Origin of the sequence: Streptomyces aquilus (genome assembly GCF_003955715.1) — a bacterium.
In the GTDB taxonomy this organism is placed as follows: domain Bacteria; phylum Actinomycetota; class Actinomycetes; order Streptomycetales; family Streptomycetaceae; genus Streptomyces; species Streptomyces aquilus.
Genome location: NZ_CP034463.1, coordinates 9,489,338 through 9,507,854, shown reverse-complemented (window position 1 = coordinate 9,507,854; position 18,517 = coordinate 9,489,338). Strand labels below are relative to the sequence as shown.

Annotated in this window: 17 protein-coding genes; 10 read left to right on the top strand and 7 right to left on the bottom strand. The window is 71.1% G+C overall.

What is annotated here, in order from left to right; all coding sequences use genetic code 11:
• The first annotated feature begins 169 nt into the window (after positions 1 to 169).
• The 5 genes from EJC51_RS43565 (at position 170) to EJC51_RS43545 (ending at position 7,747) form a co-directional block, all read left to right on the top strand.
• Entirely contained in the window at positions 170 to 3,904 is a 3,735-nt protein-coding gene (locus tag EJC51_RS43565; RefSeq protein WP_126276170.1) for an nSTAND1 domain-containing NTPase, read from the top strand.
• A gap of 111 nt (positions 3,905 to 4,015) precedes the next feature.
• Positions 4,016 to 5,080 (top strand): lipoate-protein ligase LplAB, encoded by a 1,065-nt coding sequence (gene lplAB / locus EJC51_RS43560; RefSeq protein WP_126276169.1) that lies wholly within the window; start codon positions 4,016 to 4,018, stop codon positions 5,078 to 5,080.
• 139 nt (positions 5,081 to 5,219) lie between these two features.
• Positions 5,220 to 6,161 carry a hypothetical protein gene (locus EJC51_RS43555; protein WP_208870784.1) on the top strand — a complete coding sequence of 314 codons (942 nt, stop codon included), beginning with the start codon at positions 5,220 to 5,222 and terminating at the stop codon, positions 6,159 to 6,161.
• Positions 6,162 to 6,190: 29 nt separating this feature from the next.
• Positions 6,191 to 6,619: a hypothetical protein gene (locus EJC51_RS43550; RefSeq protein ID WP_126276168.1), complete on the top strand. Its 429-nt coding sequence runs from the start codon at positions 6,191 to 6,193 to the stop codon at positions 6,617 to 6,619.
• A 123-nt stretch (positions 6,620 to 6,742) separates the two neighbouring features.
• Positions 6,743 to 7,747 carry a winged helix-turn-helix domain-containing protein gene (locus EJC51_RS43545; protein WP_126276167.1) on the top strand — a complete coding sequence of 335 codons (1,005 nt, stop codon included), beginning with the start codon at positions 6,743 to 6,745 and terminating at the stop codon, positions 7,745 to 7,747.
• A gap of 12 nt (positions 7,748 to 7,759) precedes the next feature.
• Here EJC51_RS43545 and EJC51_RS43540 read toward each other — a convergent pair whose 3' ends face one another.
• From EJC51_RS43540 to EJC51_RS43530, 3 genes are read right to left on the bottom strand one after another with little or no spacing between them, the layout of a single operon-like run.
• Entirely contained in the window at positions 7,760 to 8,383 is a 624-nt protein-coding gene (locus tag EJC51_RS43540; RefSeq protein ID WP_126276166.1) for a hypothetical protein, read from the bottom strand.
• A 13-nt stretch (positions 8,384 to 8,396) separates the two neighbouring features.
• Complete coding sequence (locus tag EJC51_RS43535) at positions 8,397 to 10,628, bottom strand: glycoside hydrolase domain-containing protein (RefSeq protein ID WP_126276165.1); 2,232 nt, start codon at positions 10,626 to 10,628, stop codon at positions 8,397 to 8,399.
• Between the two features lie 28 nt (positions 10,629 to 10,656).
• The gene (locus EJC51_RS43530; protein WP_126276164.1) at positions 10,657 to 11,130 is read right to left on the bottom strand and encodes an RICIN domain-containing protein; all 474 of its coding nucleotides are present in this window, start codon (positions 11,128 to 11,130) and stop codon (positions 10,657 to 10,659) included.
• A gap of 187 nt (positions 11,131 to 11,317) precedes the next feature.
• Between EJC51_RS43530 and EJC51_RS43525 the strand changes: the two genes are divergently transcribed.
• The 5 genes from EJC51_RS43525 (at position 11,318) to EJC51_RS43505 (ending at position 15,048) form a co-directional block, all read left to right on the top strand.
• A complete protein-coding gene (locus EJC51_RS43525; protein ID WP_126276163.1) occupies positions 11,318 to 11,851 on the top strand; it encodes an RNA polymerase sigma factor in 534 nt (177 codons plus the stop codon).
• Complete coding sequence (locus EJC51_RS43520; protein ID WP_126276162.1) at positions 11,848 to 12,339, top strand: transmembrane transport protein; 492 nt, start codon at positions 11,848 to 11,850, stop codon at positions 12,337 to 12,339. Before EJC51_RS43525 ends, EJC51_RS43520 begins: the two co-directional genes overlap by 4 nt.
• Before the next feature lie 104 nt (positions 12,340 to 12,443).
• On the top strand, positions 12,444 to 12,848 hold the full coding sequence (locus EJC51_RS43515) for a PaaI family thioesterase (RefSeq protein ID WP_126276161.1): 405 nt from the start codon (positions 12,444 to 12,446) through the stop codon (positions 12,846 to 12,848).
• A gap of 28 nt (positions 12,849 to 12,876) precedes the next feature.
• A complete protein-coding gene (locus EJC51_RS43510) occupies positions 12,877 to 13,521 on the top strand; it encodes a TetR/AcrR family transcriptional regulator (protein WP_126276160.1) in 645 nt (214 codons plus the stop codon).
• 138 nt (positions 13,522 to 13,659) lie between these two features.
• Entirely contained in the window at positions 13,660 to 15,048 is a 1,389-nt protein-coding gene (locus EJC51_RS43505; protein WP_126276159.1) for a M1 family metallopeptidase, read from the top strand.
• Position 15,049: 1 nt separating this feature from the next.
• Here EJC51_RS43505 and EJC51_RS43500 read toward each other — a convergent pair whose 3' ends face one another.
• From EJC51_RS43500 to EJC51_RS43485, 4 genes are all read right to left on the bottom strand, one after another.
• The gene (locus tag EJC51_RS43500; protein ID WP_126276158.1) at positions 15,050 to 16,174 is read right to left on the bottom strand and encodes an NADH:flavin oxidoreductase; all 1,125 of its coding nucleotides are present in this window, start codon (positions 16,172 to 16,174) and stop codon (positions 15,050 to 15,052) included.
• A 188-nt stretch (positions 16,175 to 16,362) separates the two neighbouring features.
• On the bottom strand, positions 16,363 to 17,115 hold the full coding sequence (locus tag EJC51_RS43495; RefSeq protein ID WP_244363149.1) for an AAA family ATPase: 753 nt from the start codon (positions 17,113 to 17,115) through the stop codon (positions 16,363 to 16,365).
• Positions 17,112 to 18,167: an AvrD family protein gene (locus EJC51_RS43490; RefSeq protein WP_126276157.1), complete on the bottom strand. Its 1,056-nt coding sequence runs from the start codon at positions 18,165 to 18,167 to the stop codon at positions 17,112 to 17,114. Before EJC51_RS43490 ends, EJC51_RS43495 begins: the two co-directional genes overlap by 4 nt.
• Positions 18,164 to 18,502 (bottom strand): hypothetical protein, encoded by a 339-nt coding sequence (locus tag EJC51_RS43485; RefSeq protein WP_126276156.1) that lies wholly within the window; start codon positions 18,500 to 18,502, stop codon positions 18,164 to 18,166. The genes EJC51_RS43490 and EJC51_RS43485 overlap by 4 nt, the downstream gene beginning before the upstream one ends.
• Positions 18,503 to 18,517 lie beyond the last annotated feature (15 nt).

Sequence of the window (18,517 nt, the reverse complement as noted above, 5' to 3'; positions counted from 1 at the left end):
GTCCGTTCCGGGGGCAGGGGCGCCACGCACGTCAACGAGTTCAGTCGCCGGGGCGTTGTTCGGCAGCACCGTTTTGGCGATCGAACAATGACGGGCCGTATATGTCCTCGTAGAGGTGTGCGGGCTGGCCGCCTGCCGTGGTGCGGTGCGGTGCGAGGAGGTGGACGGGGTGGCGGGGCGTCGTGAGGTGCCGGTGGACCCGGCGGCGGGTCCGGTGCAGCGGTTCGCGTTCGAGTTACGTCGGCTGCGGGCGGAGGCGGGTGGGGTGACCTACCGGGCGCTGGCCTCGCGCGCGGGCTATTCCGTGACGACGCTGTCGCAGGCGGCAGCGGGTGAGCAGTTGCCGACGCTGCCGGTGGTGCTGGCCTATGTACGGGGCTGCGGCGGTGATGCCGTCCAATGGGAAGCCCGGTGGCAGCAGGCCGTGCGGGAGTGCGCCGACGGCGCGCCTGGGAAGGAGCACGGGGCCCTTGCGCCGTACCGGGGCCTGGCACGATTCGAGCCCCATGACAGCCATCTCTTCTACGGCCGGGAACGGCTCACGGCCGACCTGGTCGACCTGATGCGCCGTCGACGTGTCGCCGCGCTCTTCGGCCCGTCCGGCAGCGGCAAGTCCTCCCTGCTGCGGGCCGGGCTGATACCCGCCCTGCGACGCCCCGGCCCGCCGGACCCGCCCGCGGCCGCGATCCGGATCCTGACGCCGGGCGAGCGCCCCGCCCGCACCCACGCACCCCTGCTCACCCCGGCCGACAGCCCGGACGCCGATGCCGACACGTTCGTCATCGTCGACCAGTTCGAGGAGGTCTTCACCCTCTGCCACGACCCGGCGGAGCGCGCCCGCTTCATCGACCTGCTCCTCAGCGCCCGGCAGCCCGAGCACCGCATGCGGGTGCTGCTCGCGGTGCGCGGCGACTTCTACGGCCGCTGCGCCGAGCACCGCGACCTGGCCGACGCGCTGCGCGACGCCAACCTGCTGGTCGGCGCGATGACCCCGGCGGAACTGCGGCACGCCGTCGTCAAGCCGGCCACGCACGCCGGACTGAAGGTGGAACGCGCCCTGACCGCCCGGCTGGTCGAGGACGTCGCCGACGCGCCGGGCGGGCTGCCGCTGCTGTCCCACGCGCTCCTGGAGACCTGGCGCCGACGACGCGGCAAGACCCTCACCCTGGCGGGCTACGAGGCGGCCGGATGCCTGGACGGCGCGATCGCGCAGAGCGCCGAGCAGTTGTACGACCGTTTCACCGCCGACCAGGCAGCGGCCTGCCGCCGGATCCTGCTGCGCCTGATCGCCCCGGGGGACGGCACCCCCGACACCCGCCGTCCCGTCGAGCGCGCCGAACTGCGCGGCACCGAAGCGGGCGACAGCGCCGAGGTGCTGGAGGCGCTGGCCGCCACCCGGCTGCTCACCCTGGACGGTGAAAGGGTCGAGCTGGCCCACGAGGCCCTGATCACGGCCTGGCCCCGGTTGCGCGGCTGGATCGAGGAGGGCCGCGAACGCCTGCGCGTGCACCGGGGCCTCACCGAGGCGGCCCACGCCTGGCTGGAACTGGACCGCGACCCGGGCGCCTTGTACCGAGGCAGTCGGCTCGCCCTCGCCCGGGAAACCCTCGGCACCGCGCCGCACGGGGAGTTGACCGACCTGGAGCGTGCCTTCCTCGACGCCAGCCGCGCCCATGCGCACAAGGGGCGCCGCCGCCATCGGCTGCTGCTCGGCGCCGTCACGACCGCCCTGTGCCTCGCCCTCATCGCCGCCGGCCTCGCGGTCAGACAGTGGCACAGCGCGGTCAGCGCCCAACAGCTGGCCCAGTCGCGGCAGTTGGCCGCCCAGTCCCGCGCCCTGCTGGACACCGAACCCGACCTCGCCGCACTGCTCGCCGTCCACGCCTACCGCACCAGCCCGAGCCGCGAAGCCAGCGCCGCCCTGTATGCCGCCGCCGCGCTACCGCTGCCCCAACGGTTGACCGCGGGCACCGCACCCGTGCAGTCCCTCGCCCTCAGCCCGGACGGAGACACCCTCGCCACCCAGAGCGCGGACGGCACCGTACGGATATGGAACCTGCCCGAGGGCAGGCTCCTGCGCACGCTCACCGACCACCGCATCACGTCCGTCGCGGCGTTCAGTCCCGACGGACACACCCTGGCCACGACTGCCGAGGGCAGGACCGGCCAGGTCATGCTGTGGGATGCGGAAGCGGGCCGGAAGCTCGCCACCTTCGCCGTACCCGACAATCCGGTACGCGCCGTCGCCTTCAGCCCCGACGGCCACAACATCGCGGCCGCCTCCCACACGGGCGTACGGATCTGGGACGTCGTCACCGGCCATACCCGCCACCACTTCACCGGCCTGCCCGACCCGGAGGCGGTTGCCTTCGGTCCAGGCGGACACACCCTCGCCACGGTCGCCCTCGACGGGCGCACGCGGGTGTGGGACACAGCCACCGGCCGGACCCGCACCACCGGCGGCCACCGCATGCCTCCCTACACGTACACGGCGGTCTTCAGTCCTGACAGCCGGACCTACGCGTATGCCGGCACCGACGGGACCTTGCAACTACGGGACGTGGCCACCGACGAGGTCCGGCACACCATCGACGCCGGCCCCGGCACGTCGAGCCGAGTGGCCTTCTCCCCCGACGGACGCACCCTCGCCGTCCCGGGCATCGGCGACACCGTGGGCCTGTGGGACACCGCCACCGGCACCCTGCGGTCCACCGTCACCGCAGGCCGTCATGGCCGCGGGCTCATGACCGTGGCCCTCGGCCCGGACAACCGGACCCTGATCACCAGCGGCAACCTCGACCCCACCGTCCGAGTCCACCGTCTGCCCGCCGACCGTCCGCGGACCACCCTCACCGGCCCGACCGGCACCGGCACTTCCCTCAGCGACCTGGCCTTCAGCCGGGACGGGCGCACGCTGGCGACCGTGCGCCCAGGCCCGCCGGGCCGCGGGGTCATCCAGCTCTGGAACGCCCGTACCGGCCACCCCCGATCCGTCCTGAGGCTCGACACCGACCCGGCACCGCACGGATGGCCCGAGCCGTTCGTGATGCCCCGCCCCGCCGCCGTGACGCTCGGCCCGACCGGCCAGGGCCTGGCCGCCCGGACGCTCCGCACCTCCGTCCGTGACCAGCGGATCGAAGTCCGGGACGTCGCGACCGGCCGCCTGCGCCACAGCCGGGTCCAAGGCGCCCTCGACGGGGCCGTCTTCGACCCTGACGGCACACGCCTCGCGCTCGTCGGCAGAGACGGTTCGGTGCGGATCTGGAGCCTTGCGACCGGCGCCCTCCGCGTCGCCCGTACCGGCCACGACGAGCCCGTCAGAGCGGTCGCCTTCACGTCCGACGGCCGCACCCTCGCCGTCGTACGCATCACAGCGGACGGCGATCAGATCACCCTGCACGACGCCGCGACCGGGCACCCCCGGCGCACCATCGACCCCGGCACCACAGCCGGACTGACCCTGACGTTCAGCCCCGACGGACACACGCTGGCCACCGCGAGCACCGGCAACGGGACCGTCAGGACCTGGGACACCCGCACCGGACGACTCCAGGACACCTTCCGTGTCAGTGCCGAGGTGTCCTCGCTCGCCTTCAGCCCCGACGGACACACCCTGGCCACCGGCAGCCCACGCGGAATCCAGTTGTGGGACCTCGCCACCCTCCAGCCCCGCACCACGCTGCCCGCCCGCAAGCCGACAACCCTGGAATTCAGCCCCGACGGACGCACGCTCGCCGTCGCCGACGGCGGCACCGCCGAGCTGTGGAACATCGACCTACCCGACCCCGACCAGGCGATCCGCACCATCTGCCAGGCCGACACCGACCCCCTCACCCCACGCGAACGATCGGCATACCTGCACGACCGGTCCACCGACACCGGCTGCCCCAGCACCGCGCAGTAGCCGGTCGGCATGAGCGGCGAGTGACGCACGCCACGCGCCCCCGTGCGTGCCGCTCCTGGAACACGCGCACCTCTCACGCTGTTGCACCGCACGGCAGGCAGGAGAGAGATCATGCACGGTGAGTACAAGGTTCCCGGCGGCAAGCTCGTCGTCGTGGACGTCGACGTCGAGGACGGCGTGCTGCGGCATCCCCAGGTCGCCGGCGACTTCTTCCTCGAACCCGACGAAGCCCTCGGCGCCGTGAACCGCGCCCTGGACGGCGCTCCGGCGGACACCGACGCCGCCGGGCTGGCGGCCCGCATCGACGACGCGCTCCCCGACGGGACGGTCATGTACGGGCTGACCTCGGAGGGTGTCGCCATCGCCGTACGACGAGCCCTCGCCCACGCCAGTGACTGGACCGACTACGACTGGCAACTCATCCACGACGGTCCTCAGAGCCCGGCGCTGCACATGGCGCTGGACGAGGTGATCACCTCCGAAGTCGCGGCCGGACGCCGCCCGCCGACGCTCAGGGTGTGGGAATGGGCAAGCCCCGCGGTGATCATCGGGAGCTTCCAGTCCCTGCGCAACGAGGTCGACCTGCAAGCCGCCGAGGAGCACGGCATGCAGGTGGTGCGCCGTATCTCCGGTGGCGGAGCGATGTTCGTCGAGCCGGGCAACACGATCACTTACTCGCTGTCGGTGCCCGAGGCACTGGTCCAAGGGCTGTCCTTCCAGGACAGCTACGCCTACCTCGACGACTGGGTCCTCGACGCCCTCGGCACCTTGGGCATCAAGGCGTGGTACCAGCCGCTCAACGACATCGCCACCGACCAGGGCAAGATCGCCGGCGCGGCGCAGAAGCGTCTCGTGGGGCCGGACGGCGGTCCGGGCGCCGTGCTGCACCACGTGACCATGGCCTACGACATCGACGCCGACAAGATGGTTCGCGTGCTGCGTACGGGGCGGGAGAAGCTGTCGGACAAGGGCACGAAGAGCGCGAACAAGCGGGTGGATCCGCTGCGACGACAGACTGGTCTGGCCCGGGCCGCCGTCATCGACGGGCTGGTCGACTCCTTCCGGGCACGGTACGGGCTCGGCGACGGCCGGGTGACGGACGCGGAGATGGCCAAGGCGCGCGAACTCATGCGTACCAAGTTCACCTCACCGGCTTGGACGGCACGCATCCCCTGACCGTCCCCAGGAGAAGCCTGCGTATTGCTTCTCCGGCGCTGTGCCCAACCTTTCCATCGTCATCGAATTCATTGCCGGTCGTCGACCGGTCACGCGAGTATCTGCTGGCGCTACCAGATGCGATAAGAGGGGGCCAGCAGTGGCGGCATTTCGGCGAACTCGCGGCACAGGTGGCCCCTTTGTCACGGTCGGTGTCGTGTGCGTTGCTTTGGCCGCCGTGGCGGGCGGTATTCACACGTTCACCGATTCCCCGCCGTCCTCCGCGACTGCTGCGGCCGGACACGAACCGCGTGAGCCGTCACCGCAGGAGTTGAGTCTTCTGCATGACGCCGGCCAGATCCTGCTGCGTGACTGCATGCAACGCAGGGGCTTCGAATACCGACCGGTCGAAGAGAACCCGGTTCCGGAGGCCCGGGAGTTTCCCTACGTGCTCAACGACGTGGCGTGGGCCCGGAAACACGGCTACGGCACGGACATACAGCACGAACTGTCCGAGCTGAGGAAAACGGATGTCAATCAGCGGTATTTCCGTGGACTGCCGGCCACGCGACGGGCAGCGGCTCTGACAGCGGCCAACGGTTCACGCCCCCTGACCGTGACGGCCAGGACCCCCGACGGCATGGTGTACCAACGCAGTCCCAAGGGCTGCCAGTCGGAGGCCGACGCGACGCTCTACGGAGACCTGGAGACATGGTTCCAGGCGAAAGTCACCGCGGACGCGCTCACGGAACTCCGCCGTGTCAGGGTCACCGAGGATCCGCGGTTCGCGAAGGCGGTCAAGCCCTGGTCCGCGTGCATGCGGGCCGCAGGTCACCCGGCCACGAGCCCGGCCGACCTGCGAGCGGCGACCGGTTCGCGCACGTCCCCTCTTCCCAGGAGCCAGGAGATCGCCCTGGCCGTCACCGAGGCGCGGTGCGCCCACACTTCAGGCTTGGCCAAGACCGCGAGGGACTTGGACCTGCAGTACGCCCACCGCCTTGACCGGCAATACCAGTCGGCCGTGCGTACCTACCGGGAACTGCAACTGAGCGCGCTCTCCCGTGCCCGCGATCTCACACGGAAGGCCGGCACGTCCTCATGAATCCGAAATCCGCAACGAGAGGAAAGACCATGGGAACAGTACGCACCACTCTGATCGGCGCGGCTCTCGCCGCCGTGACGGTGGCGGCCACACCGCTCACCGCCCAGGCATCCGAACCCGTTCCCGTGCCCTCGGCGCGCGCGGCCGCCGACGGTTATCTCCACGTCTACTACAACAGGGGCTACTCGGGGTGGTGCGACGACTGGTCGGGAGAGGCCCCGGACTGGGGCAGCTGCCGTAACCAGGTGAGCTCGCTCTGGAACAACGGCTATCCGGGCAACCTGGACGACATCTGGGTGTACTGGGGCCTGAATTACACCGGTGCGCGTCGGGGCGTCTACAACGGCGTAGGACTCAGCGACCTTCGCGAGTGGACCTTCGACGCGAACACGGGCCCGGGGTCAGGGGAATGGCTCAACGACAACATCTCCTCGCACCGGTGGACGAACCTGCCCTGAACCCGCCATTCTCCAGCCGGTATCGGCCACTCCCACAACCCTCGTGCCAGCATGAGGCTCCTACTTTTGCGGAACCATTTCCAGGCCCCTGACCAAGGCCTGCCTCGCATTTCGGGGGATGACATGCTGACGTTCCATTTCACGAGCGCGGACATCGCACGCGTACGGGTGGCGAGCAGACCGGATCCGATGTGGGAGCTGCTGCTCAGCCTGCATCTGGTCAGGGGCGACGACGGCGCGGTCGTCTTCGGCCCGTGGAAGAGACAGGTGCGGTCGCGGCTCTCCGCCGCCGTCCACATGCTCTTCGACCTCGCCCCGCCCCGGGGCTACTCGGCCGACTTCCTCACCCCGGCCCCCGGCGGGGACGGGCTGGAGGCGGGACTCGACGCCGTTCTGTCCACCCCGAGACGGGTGCTGCGCCGGGACGTCGGGTGGCTGGCCGCCGCTCAGCGTCCCGGCACCTGGACCCGTTCCCTGGCCGAGGGGGACCTGGCCACCCTGCGCCGCCTCGACCGGACCCTGCGCGACTACTTCGCCGTCGCGCTGCGGCCGCACTGGACCCGGGTGCGCACGGCCTTCGACCGAGACCGTGCGCTGCGGATGCGGGCCATGACGGACGGGGGCGTCGAGGGCATGCTGGCCACCCTGCACCCGGACCTGCGCTGGCTGCCCGGCCGGCTCACCATGACCAGCGCCTGCGACCGCGACATCCACCTCGACGGGCGGGGTCTGCTCCTGCTGCCGTCGTTCTTCTGCTGGCGCGCTCCGATCACCCTGCGCGATCCCGGTCTGCCCCCGGTCATAGTCCACCCGATAGCCCACGACCTGGGCTGGGCACAGCCGGACGCCGAACTGCTCCGCGACCCCCGGGAGGCCCTGCGCACCCTCCTGGGCCGGACCCGCGCCGATCTGCTCGCCGCCCTCACCACGGACGGTGGGTCGACGGGGGAGCTGGCCCAGCGGCTCGTCGTCTCCCCTGCCTCGGTGTCGCACCACACCGCCGCTCTGCGGGACTCCGGGCTGATCGTCACCCGGCGCCGCGGACCGGCCGTCCACCACAGCGCGACCCCGCTGGGGGAGGCGCTGGTGGACGGCCGCCGCGGCGTTCCACCGGTCCCGTCCGGATGAATGCGGCCCAGGTCAGGCGCCCAGGGTGAGCACTCCCGCGCCCTGCCCCGGAGCCCGGGTCCAACCCTGGATCCGCTGGGCGAGGCCGTGGAGCCGGGGATCACCGGGGCGTACGGCGATCTGGAAGTGCGCCGCATGCGGTCGGCGCAGGTGGCCGCCCCAGGCCAGCACTCCCCCGCACTCCTTGAGGATGTCGCGCACCACGGCCAGCTGGTGGGGGAACAGCACGCCGGTCGCGGCCAGGGGGTAGGCGGCCGGGCGTATCTCGACGGCCGTGCCGGAGGCGTAGTTGGTGGTGTGTCCTGTCAGCCCCGCCGCGGGGCGGTGCCCGGCGAGTTCGTGGCGGGCCACCTCCTCGACCTCGTAGTGGAAGCGGCGGATGACGTGCACGAGCACCGTGGAGACATCGCCCTCCAGCAGTGCGACAGAGGCCGGGGTGCCCGGGACCGGCAGGGTGTTGATGCCGGTGGTGGTGAGCGGCCATCCGTTGGTGCTGGTGGTTCGGGCCGCGGCCGAGGCGGGAGCGGCCGTCGGCAAGGAGATGCCGGCCGCCACCGCCCCCGCGAGTCCGGTGAGCAGCAGGGTCCGCCGGGGCAGGCCTCTGCCGCCCGGCGTGTCCGTGTCTCTGATCTGCATGCCGGTTCCCCCTTCAGCCGCGCAGGGCCGCGTTGTAGGTCTCGAAGATGCGGTAGAGGTCGCGAGCTCGACGCCCGTACTCGTCAGCGCCGTTGTACTGGGCCAGCACCGTGACGATGTCGGCGTCGGTGTAGCTCAGCCGGTCGGCGGTGATGCCGTTGATGGCAGCGGACCAGATGTGGATCAGCGGGACGGTGCTCACGTTGTAGTCGTCGTCGTTGCGCAGCTGGTCCCAGACCGCCCGGCGCGCCCGCCAGTCCTCCGTGTCCTGGATCGGGCCCGAGATCACGTCCGCGCGGATGCAGTGGTTACGGGCCCTGATCCCGGTCCTGCCGAAGATCTGGGCGACGCCCGTGCTGGAGTCGTCCCTGAACGTGGGCGGCTGCGGGGGCGGTGGCCCGATGGGGTTCTCCTCCCAGGCGGCCATCGCCTCCTTCCAGCTGTAGTAGTTGTCGACCAGGCCGTCCGCGAGCTCGTCCGAGTAGTCGGCCTGGTACTCCCAGAAGATCACGGCCTGCATGAGCGACTTGCGCATCCGGAAGGACCGGGCGAGACCCGTGATCAGTGCATCCATGTCGAGGACCTTGGTGGCGCACTCCTCGGCGCTGCGGAGCCGGTGCAGGTCGTCGTAGCCGTTGTCCACGATGTAGCGGACGAGATCCGTGGTCAGGGCACCCCGGCGGCTCATGTCGAAGGGCACGTCCAGCGCGGTGTCCGGCCCCCGGGGCGTGAACTGGGTCTGCCCGGTGTCGCGTCCGGAGGCGACATCCTTGTCGATCTCGATGAAGCCGGTACCCGAGCCCACGGTGATCGTCGCGATCTGGTCGAAGGCCCAGTCCTTCGGCAGCGGGAAACCCAGGTTGCCGCTGTAGCCGGTCGACATGTCCGACACGAAACTGGACACCGTCAGACCGGCCTTGGCGAGCCGGCTGCAGATGTTGCGGGGCGCGTAGACGCCGACGCGGTACTCGCTGCCGTAGGCGGCCATACGGCCCACCAGCCCGCGGAAGTGCGGGATGACCCGGCTGGTGATCTCCTCGTCGACGGCGTCGTAGTCGACGGAGAAGTAGATGGTGGTCCCGGCACGGAAGCCGTGCCCGCGCGCCGCCTCCAGGGCCGCCAGGGCGTCCGTGGCGCCCTGGCGCGCGTTGAAGTACTCCGGGTCGCCGCCGTTGGTCTGGTAGATCGGGAAGACCGAGAGGCCGCCCGCGACGATGGCGGCGAGTTCGCCGGGCTGGATCTTCTTGTTCTTCGGGTTCGTGACGTTCGCGTTGGTCAGGTACCGCCCGACCGTGGTGTATCCGGCGGCGCGCAGCGACTGGGCGCGAGCCGGGGTGATCTCGGTGATGCAGTCGGCCGCGGTGCCGGGCCGGCTCGGGTCGCCGGTGCTGACCAGCAGCGAGGCCCAGGTGCGGAAGTCCGCGGTGCCGGTGGTGGGCAGCAGTTGGGCGAAGCGCTGGAAGTCCACGACGGTACTGAGCAGCGACCCCGAGTAGAAGCCGTCGAACGCGACGTCCCAGCCGTTGAACCGCATCGCCGCCTGGAACAGGTGCACGAACTGCTTGGCGCTGTCGGCCGAACCGAGGCCGAGCATCGCCTGCGCTCTGATGCCGTCCTGAGTGCCGGGACCGAAACGCCCGTTGGCGACGTCGTCACTCATGCCGATCTCGTACTGGAGGGCGAAGACCAGCGCCTTCTGCACGTCCCGGGAGAAGTTCCCGTCGGCGGGGCAGATGAAGAACTCCCGCCGCTGGACGTACCGGCCGTTGAGCCACTGCTGGATCTGGCGCACCTGCTCGGTGCCGTTGCCGACCCGCACGTACGGGTCCATCGTGAGGAGCGCCTTGAAGACCTTCGGTTGCAGTCCGCTGCCCGGATAGGTCCCGCCCACGCCCATGTCGGCCTTGAGCCGGGCGACCGAGTCCGCGGTCCTGCCGTTGTAGGTGCCGTCGATGCCGCCGCCGTCGTAGCCCTTGCAGTACAGGCCCGCCTGGATGATCCGGTAGATGTTCTCGTGCCGGGTCCGGTCGTCGATCTGCGCCCCGTACCGGGACTGGAGCTGGCTCAGGGTCGTCGGGCCGAAGGAGTCCGACAGCGTGGTGATGCCCAGCTCGTACTGGAGCGCCCGGGTCAGGCCGTACATCACCGTCCAGCTGGTGCGCCCGTTCACCTCCACCTTCGGGATGCCCGGCACGTTGTAGGAGTTGATGAACTGCTGCGCGCGTTCCACCATCTCGTCGGCCATGTGCGCCTCTTCTCCGTGTGGTGGGGCGTCAGACCCAGTCCTGGTAGATGCCGCCGTTGCAGCGGGTGGTGCGGAATCCGCTGTCGTCGCTGTCGTCGATGCAGCGGTCGGTGTACTGGTTGCGGAAGGTGAGGCGCACCGAGTGGTGGCGGCTGACGTACCAGCTCACGTACTCGGAGCTGTCGCAGTACTGGGCGCTGAACCCGGCCGGGCCGTCGTAGACACAGCGTCCCGTGACCTTGTTCTGGAAGCGGCGCGTGCCGTCGTTGAAGACGTGGACGTCCCACTGCTGGTAGGGGCCGCTGTTGCAGGGGAACGTACGGAACCCGTATTCATAGCTGTCGTCCATGCAACGCTGCGTGCCGAGGCTCTGGAAGGTGTTCACGACCAGGACGGCGGTGCCGCCGTCCTGGGACTCCTGTACGGCCTCGGCGCTACCGGTCGTGGTGACCAGTGCGCCCGCGCAGAGCAGGGCCGCCGCCGCGGTTTTGAGTGACTTCATGTCATCCCCCGGATGCTGAGTGGTCGGACTCGCACGCCAAGACTGGAACCGGGGCCTCATGGTGACCAGACGTTTCAGCTATATCCGAAAGGAGGTTCGCGGTCGCCGGGTGCTCGGGGTTCCGTGAACCTTTCCGCCCTGGACGCCGACTCCCTGTGTGACGGACGGTGCGGGGTGAGGAGGTGCGGTGGGCGGCGACGCGTTGCTGGTGGTGCGCTGCCAGCTCGGGGAGCGGGAGGCGTTCCGCGAACTGGTGGCCAGGTGGCATCCGCCGCTGTGGCGCTATGTCCGGGGCATGGTCGGCTCCGCGCACCTCGCGGACGATCTCGCTCAGGAGGCGTGGGTCGCCGTGGTACGCGGCCTGCCACGGCTGCGGCAGCCGGAGCGGTTCGCCCCCTGGCTGTTCACCATCGCCCGGCGCACGGTCACCGACCATCTGCGGCACACGTACAGAACTCGGGAAACGGCCATGGAGGAAGCCGCCACCGTCGTCGCCGACGACGACCTCGACACCGTGCTCACCACGATGCAGATCGAGGCGGGTCTTGACGCTCTGCCGCCGCTGGAGCGCGAGGTACTGATCCTCCACCACCTGGAGGACCTGTCCCTGGCATCCTGCGCGCAGGTGCTCGGCGTGCCGACCGGCACGGTCAAGAGCAGGCTGCACCGCGCCCGGCGCCTGCTGCGCAACCACCTTGCCGAGAAGGGACACCAGCCATGACCGAGCACAACCGACCAGCGCGGCGGACGGTGCCCGAGCGACTCGAGCGTGCGCTGGCCGCGGAGGTGTCACTGCGGTCCCGGCTGCGCCATCTCGCCGTGGGCCTGGCCGGGGGATGCGGCGCGGCCGTCATCGCGGTGCTGTGGGCCACCGAGCCGCACGCACTGCCGACGCGGACCCGGGCGGCGTTCGCCGCGCTGATCGCCATCGGGCTGGCCTGGGCCGTCTTCGCCGCTTGGGTGCTGAGCAGACGCCGGCCGCTGTTCGCCCAGGACTGGGTGCTGTCCGCCCGGATCGCGCTGGCGGCGACCGTGATCACCACCCTGGGCGCGGTGGCGCTCGCCGCAGCCCGCGGCAGCACCGCCGACCTGGCGGCCACCGCCGCGGGCGGGGCCGCCCTGACCGCCACCGCCGTCCTGGTCCTGCTACGGGCACGACGCCGCCGACGTGAACTGGTGCGACTGCGGGACGCCTTCAGCGGGAGGTGACCGGGCCGAGCACATCCGAGACGTGCCACCGGCCGCAAGTCCCCCGTTGACCGCCTGAGTTAACGTCGATAACTTAACGGCCTCGACTCAGATGGGAGCAGCCCGTGCCCGCACTCGCAGCCGAAGACGTCTACGCGCTCGCGCCGTACGCCAAGACCCTCGGGGTCGTGTTCGACGAGATGACGCCGGCCGGCGTGCGGGCCACGCTGGCGCACGATCATTCGCTCTCCACGGTGGGCGGCGGCCTCCACGGAGGAGCGTTGATGGGACTCGCCGATGTGAGCGCCGCCGTGTGCGCCGCCCTCAACGGTCCGGTCGGCGCCGCGCCGGCCACCGTGGAGTCGACCACGCACTTTCTTCGGCCGGCGCACACCAGTGTGGTCGCGACAGCGCGCCCGCTGCGCGTGGGGCGCAACACCGTCATCGAGGTCGACGTGCATGACGCCGAAGGCGAACTGTGCGCCCGGGTGACCCAGGTGGTCACCGCCGTCAAACCGAGGACAGCCTGATGCCGCTCTCCTCTCGAAGCACCTTCCCATGACGGGCGCCCGTGTTCGCGCCGCCAAGGGCCAAGGAGGCCTGCTCCGGGAGCAGCTTCTCGACATCGCCGGTCAACTGCTCGACGACGGTGGTGGCGACGCGGTGACGATTCGCGCGGTGGCGACCAGCGCGGGAGTCACCCCGCCGGCCGTCTACCTCCACTTCGCCTCGAAGAGGGAACTCGTCCACGCCACGTGCCTGCGGGTGTGGAGTTCGCTGTTCATCGAACTGGAAGCCGTGTCCCAGGGGGTCCCGGATCCGGTGACCGCCCTCTACGAAACCTGCGTCGCCTACATCGCGTTCGGGCTTCGCCATCCCGCCCAGTACCGACTGGTGATGGACGGCGAGGCGACCGAGGCCAGCCGCCAGAACGAGGACGCGTGTTTCCGCTACTTCCGGGACAAGGTCGCGGCCTGCGCGGACGCCGGCGTGCCGGTGGAGAGCACCACCGAGACCGCCAGACTGCTGTGTTCCGGCGTACACGGCGCGGTCAGCCTCCTCATCCACCAGGACCGTGACGTGTGGCCACCGGACACCGCGCGCTATGCCGCCAGGGCGGCATCCGCGACCGTGCACGGCGCACTCCTCACCGCATCGCACGCGCCACACCCCTCGACGTCCACCGTGATCCGCTCGGGCTGAACCATCCAACGAGAAACGCTGCCCCTGGACCGCCCGCGGCACCCAACTCACCCAGGTGGCGAAGGAGTTCAGCGCCACGCACTCGGGAGGTGGGGCGTGGCGGGTGTCTGGGGTGGCATTGTGGCAGGATCCGCTGGCATGTTGTCTTTTCGTGCACCTGTTTGGTGGTCAACAGCCGTTCGGCGCCTGCTCGTTGTCCCCGTCACCCTGCTGGTGGCGGCGGGCGCCACCGGTGCCGCGCCGGCAGCGGCTCCCGACGCCGGCGCCGCGACGCCCGACCGGCTTCGCTACGACGTGTCCCTGCGCGGCGACGCCGACGGCTCCCACTGGGCGGGGCACCAGCGGGTGTCGTTCAGGAATGCCTCCGACCGGCCCCTGCGTGAGGTGTACATACGTCTGTGGGGCAACGGCGACGACAAGTGCGGCACACCGGGCAAGCCAAGCCCCGTCAAGGTGTCCGACATCCACGGTGGCACCGCGGGCCGCCTGAGCGTGAACTGCACGGCACTGCGCATCACCCTGCCCAAGCCCCTCGCGCACGGCGAACGGACGGCACTCTCCTTCGACGTGTCCGTCGCCGTGCCGCAGCGCAACGCCCGCTTCGGCCGCGAGGGCACGTTCCGGTTCCTCGGCAATGCGCTGCCGGTGCTCGCCGTGCACGATGCGAAGGGCTGGCACCTCGACCCCTACGTGTCGACGGGCGAGAGCTTCTACGCACTGGCGAGCGACTTCCGTGTGCGTATCGACCACCCGTCAGCCCTCAAGGTCCCGGCCACGGGTCGCACTTGGACGACCCGCGGCGAGCCCGGACGCACGGTCACGCACAGCATCGCGCACCAGGTGCGGGACTTCGCATGGGCAGCGGGCCCGTTCCGTACGGCGACGGACACCTCGCCCGGCGGCGTGCGCGTGAAGTCGTACTGGGCGCCGAACACACCCGCCGCGGGTGTGCGCATCAACCGCAAGGACGGCGTCGCCGCCGTCGACCGGTTCAGCAAGGAGTTCGGCCAGTATCCCTACGGCGAGATCGACTTCGTGATGACCAAGGACTTCGGCGGCGGCATGGAGTACCCCGGCCTGGTCATCCTCGGCACCACCGCGGAAGGCAGCGCCGTCACCCACGAGGTGGCCCACCAGTGGTGGTACGGCATCGTCGGCAACGACGAGTACGGCGCACCCTGGCTGGACGAGAGCTTCGCCCAGTACGCCAACTACCGCTTCTACGGCGTGAACACCCGCGACTGCTGGTCGGACGTCGGCTGGCCCAACCAGTCCAGCGCGCTCACCAACTCGATGGCGTACTGGAGCACGCATCCAGGCGAGTACCACCTCATCTACACGGCCGGCCCCTGCGCCCTGGCCGACCTGGAGCGCACCGTCGGAGCCGAACCGATGGCACGCCTCCTCAAGCGGTACGCCCACGACCACTGGTACGGCGTCTCCACCACCGCCGACTTCAAGAAGGCGGCGCAGTCCGTGACGGACAAGGACCTGACCGCCTTCTGGAAGCAGCACCGCATCCGGTGAATCAGAGGCTGAGCAGGGCCTCGGCGGAGAACGGGCGTAGTTCGCCCTCGCGGCCGTCACGGATCTTGGCCACCCACTCCGGGTCCGAGAGCAGCAGCCGGCCGACAGCCACGAGGTCGAACTCGTCCCGCTCCATGCGCTCCACCAGGCGGTCCAGGGAACCGTTCGCCGCGCCCTTGCCCTCGATGAGCGCGCTCAGGAACTCGCTGTCGTCGAGCCCGACCGAGCCGACGGCGACCGTCGGCAGGCCGGTCAGCTTCTTCACCCAGCCCGCCAGCGAGAGGTCCGAGCCCGGGAACTCCGGCAGCCAGAAGCGCCTGGTCGAGCAGTCGATGACGTCGACGCCCGCCTCGATCAGCGGGCCGAGCATCAGTTCCAGTTCGTCGGGGGTGGCCGCCAGCCGGGCGCCGAAGTCGCCGACGGTCCACTGGGAGATCCGCAGGAAGAGGGGGAAGTCATAGCCGACCGCGGCCCTGCACGCCGCCACCAGCTCGGCCGGGAAGCGGGTGCGGCCGCCGAGGTCACCGCCGTATCCGTCGGTGCGCGTGTTGGTCTCGGGACGGAGGAACTGGTCGATCAAGTAGCCGTGTCCGCCGTGCAGTTCGAGACCGTCGAAGCCCAGGCGCTGTGCGTCCGCGGCGGCCTGGGCGAACGCGGCGACCACCTCGGCGATGTCGGACTCGGAGAGCGTGCCGGGCCCGGCGGCGGGCACCTGCGGGTCGGGCACGTCGTCGCCCTTGCGTTCCAGGCCGGCGTGCCACAACTGCGGGATGATGCGGCCGCCTTCGGCGTGGACCGCTTCCACGACCCGGGCCCAGCCCGCGAGGGCGTCCTCGCCGTGGAAGCGCGGAACGGTGGCGGTGGGGGCGGCCGCGGGGTGGCCGACGACCGTGCCCTCGGTGACGATGAGGCCGACGCCGCCCCGGGCCCGGCGCGCGTAGTACTCGGCGACCTCGGGGCCGGGGACGCCGCCGGGCGAGAAGTTGCGCGTCATCGGCGCCATGACGACACGGTTGGGCAGGTGCAGCCCGCCCACCGAGAAGGGGCGGAACAGGGGGGCCACCGCAGGGACGGAAGCGGGCGTGGGGGCAGTCGTTCGGGGGGCGGAGGTGGTGGTACCGGGCATGAGGGCTCCCTCGGTTGCAGAGGTCGGACGTCAGCGGGGTGAGGTGGCGCGCACCGTCAGGGACTGGGGTCGTGAAAGGTGAGGTGGCGCGCTGGGCGGGCGGGCCAGGACGGCGGGCCAGGCCATGCCGTACGGACCCGCCGGGGATCCGCGCCGGAGGCACGGGCCGGTCGCTCCCCGGCGCGTTCTCACGCGGAGCGGCGCTCGGCGGTCCGCGCGGCCCGGGCGGTCTGGCGGTAGGCGTCGGCTGTCTCCCGGCGGGCCAGTTCCATCGCGCGTTCCAGGCTCGTTCGCGCGGGCAGGCCGAAGATGTCGACGATGGTGGCGAGGCGGTTCTCAAGGGTGCCGCCGACGACGTGGTACGGAATGCGCAGCTCGTCGAGCGTGTCGCGCAGCAGCTCGTCGGACATGCTCCGGAAGCGCTCGGAAACCGGGCGGTGCCCGTCGGCGACCAGGTCGAACTCCACCGGCAGATGGATGAAGACGTCGTAGGCCCGGCGAGCGTGGTCCTTCAGCACGGCGCCCAGGGCGTCGATCACCTCCTCGTAGAAGGCCGGCGCCGATCCGCCGGTCTCGTAGCCGTCGGTGGGATGGATCCCGGCGCGGACGCGCACCTTGCCGTAGACCCACTCGTGCAGGGAGGAGCCGTCGGAGACGAACCCGTCGGGGAGGTGGGACTCGTGCACGGTCCGCTCGGTGAACCGGTGGATGCCCAGCTGGATCAGTTCGGCGGCCGTGCACTCCTCCAGGCGTTTGCCCGGCAGCACGTCGGCCAGGATCTCGCGCATGGTCCGGGCGTGGGTGCGCGGTACCCCCGTGAGGTGGGCGAGGGCGATGGTCGTCGTGGTCTTGCCGGTGCTGTACGTACCGGAGACGGCCAGGCGCCGCATGGACGTACGGTTGCCTTCCGCGCGCTCCGGTGTGGGGGCTGTGGTCGTCATCGTGGTCCTCGGTCGGGTAGTCGGTGTGCCACGGAGTCGGGTAGTCGGTGTGCCACGGAGAACCCTCCGGTGATGCCGTGGAAGGCGTAGCCGAGGTCGCAGACCCGCCAGGTGTCGTCGGCGATGATCAGCAGGCGGGTGTCCTCGATGTGCGCGTGCACGGGGAAGGCGTGATCCACTGCCCGCAGCGGCATACGGGTGGACAGGGCTGCCTTGCGCAGCCAGAGGGTGCCGCTGTCACCGCGCTCGATGCCGTCGAGTTCGTACAGCAGGACCTGGGCGAGCTGGCCCGTCACGGTGATGGCGTCGAGCATGGACGCGCTGGGCAGGTAGGCGGACTCCAGTCCGGTGGGCCGCAGCCGGCTCTCGCCGGGCGCGGGTGTGATGCGGACGGTGGCGTCCACACGCCCCGCGTCCCGGTCGACGGTCAGACGGGTGACCCGCTGGTCGCGGTGGCGGAAGAGCTCGGCGAAGTACCGCCGGCACGGCTCGCCCAGGGCGTCCTCGGCGCTCGCGTGACGGGCTTCGGCACGGTCGGGCCGGTAACCGCCCGCCACTTCGTGCTGGATCTCGCACCGGACCTCCATCGAGCCGATCCGGACGTCCAGGCAGGAGGCCAGCAGGCCGTCGGCGACGCGCTCCGACTCTGCGGGGCGGAAGACGCCGTGCACGGGGATGTCGTCGAGGTCCTCTTGGGGATGGACGCCGGCGCGCAGGCGGACCGCGCGCAGCCACATGCGGGAGCGGGCACCCGCGTCGAGGCCGTAGGCGTGGCCGAGCAGGATCTCGGCGAGCTGCGCTCCCAGGGCGAGGCCGTCGACGCTGCTGAGGTGCGGGAGAAGCTCGCCGGTGCCCTTCGCGGACCAGTGGGCGGGGTACGTCACGGACGCGCGGGCGGTCGCCTCGGTGGAGTCGGGCCGGCGGGAGACCCGGATGGCCTCCAGCCGGTGCAGCACCCGACGGAAGCCGGCACCGAAGTAGCGGTGCTCGCCGGGCCCGAGATAGTCGTCGATGGCGGCGACGCTCAGCCGGGCCCCGGCCGGGCCCGTCACGGGCGCCTCGTGGGAACGGCATGGGCGGGCGGGCGGTTCGCCCAGGGGGCGGCCATCAGCCGGTGGAACATCTCGTGCGAGGAGAGCAGGTGCGTGGCCGCGGACGGGAGCACGGCTGTCGTGCGGTAGGGGTCGGCAGGCAGGAGCAGGGCCGTCGTGGGGTCGGGGTCCGCGGGCGGGAGGACGGCTGTCGTGCGGTAGGGGTCGGCAGGCAGGAGCAGGGCCGTCGAGCGGTCGGGGTCCACGGGCGGGAGCGCGGCTGTCGTGCGGTGCGGGCCCGCGGGTGGAGGCGGCGGGGTGGCGTGCCGGGCGGGGTGCGGGGTGGCGGGGTGCATCACGAGGCTCCTGTC

Bases quoted from the DNA above. Each gene is read 5' to 3' on its own strand.
- EJC51_RS43535 (WP_126276165.1), bottom strand. From the start codon at position 10,628: ATGGCCGACGAGATGGTGGAACGCGCGCAGCAGTTCATCAACTCCTAC.
- EJC51_RS43520 (WP_126276162.1), top strand. From the start codon at position 11,848: ATGACCGAGCACAACCGACCAGCGCGGCGGACGGTGCCCGAGCGACTC.
- lplAB (WP_126276169.1), top strand. From the start codon at position 4,016: ATGCACGGTGAGTACAAGGTTCCCGGCGGCAAGCTCGTCGTCGTGGAC.
- EJC51_RS43530 (WP_126276164.1), bottom strand. From the start codon at position 11,130: ATGAAGTCACTCAAAACCGCGGCGGCGGCCCTGCTCTGCGCGGGCGCA.
- EJC51_RS43510 (WP_126276160.1), top strand. From the start codon at position 12,877: ATGACGGGCGCCCGTGTTCGCGCCGCCAAGGGCCAAGGAGGCCTGCTC.
- EJC51_RS43500 (WP_126276158.1), bottom strand. From the start codon at position 16,174: ATGCCCGGTACCACCACCTCCGCCCCCCGAACGACTGCCCCCACGCCC.
- EJC51_RS43545 (WP_126276167.1), top strand. From the start codon at position 6,743: ATGCTGACGTTCCATTTCACGAGCGCGGACATCGCACGCGTACGGGTG.
- EJC51_RS43540 (WP_126276166.1), bottom strand. From the start codon at position 8,383: ATGCAGATCAGAGACACGGACACGCCGGGCGGCAGAGGCCTGCCCCGG.
- EJC51_RS43505 (WP_126276159.1), top strand. From the start codon at position 13,660: ATGTTGTCTTTTCGTGCACCTGTTTGGTGGTCAACAGCCGTTCGGCGC.
- EJC51_RS43485 (WP_126276156.1), bottom strand. From the start codon at position 18,502: ATGCACCCCGCCACCCCGCACCCCGCCCGGCACGCCACCCCGCCGCCT.
- EJC51_RS43495 (WP_244363149.1), bottom strand. From the start codon at position 17,115: ATGACGACCACAGCCCCCACACCGGAGCGCGCGGAAGGCAACCGTACG.
- EJC51_RS43550 (WP_126276168.1), top strand. From the start codon at position 6,191: ATGGGAACAGTACGCACCACTCTGATCGGCGCGGCTCTCGCCGCCGTG.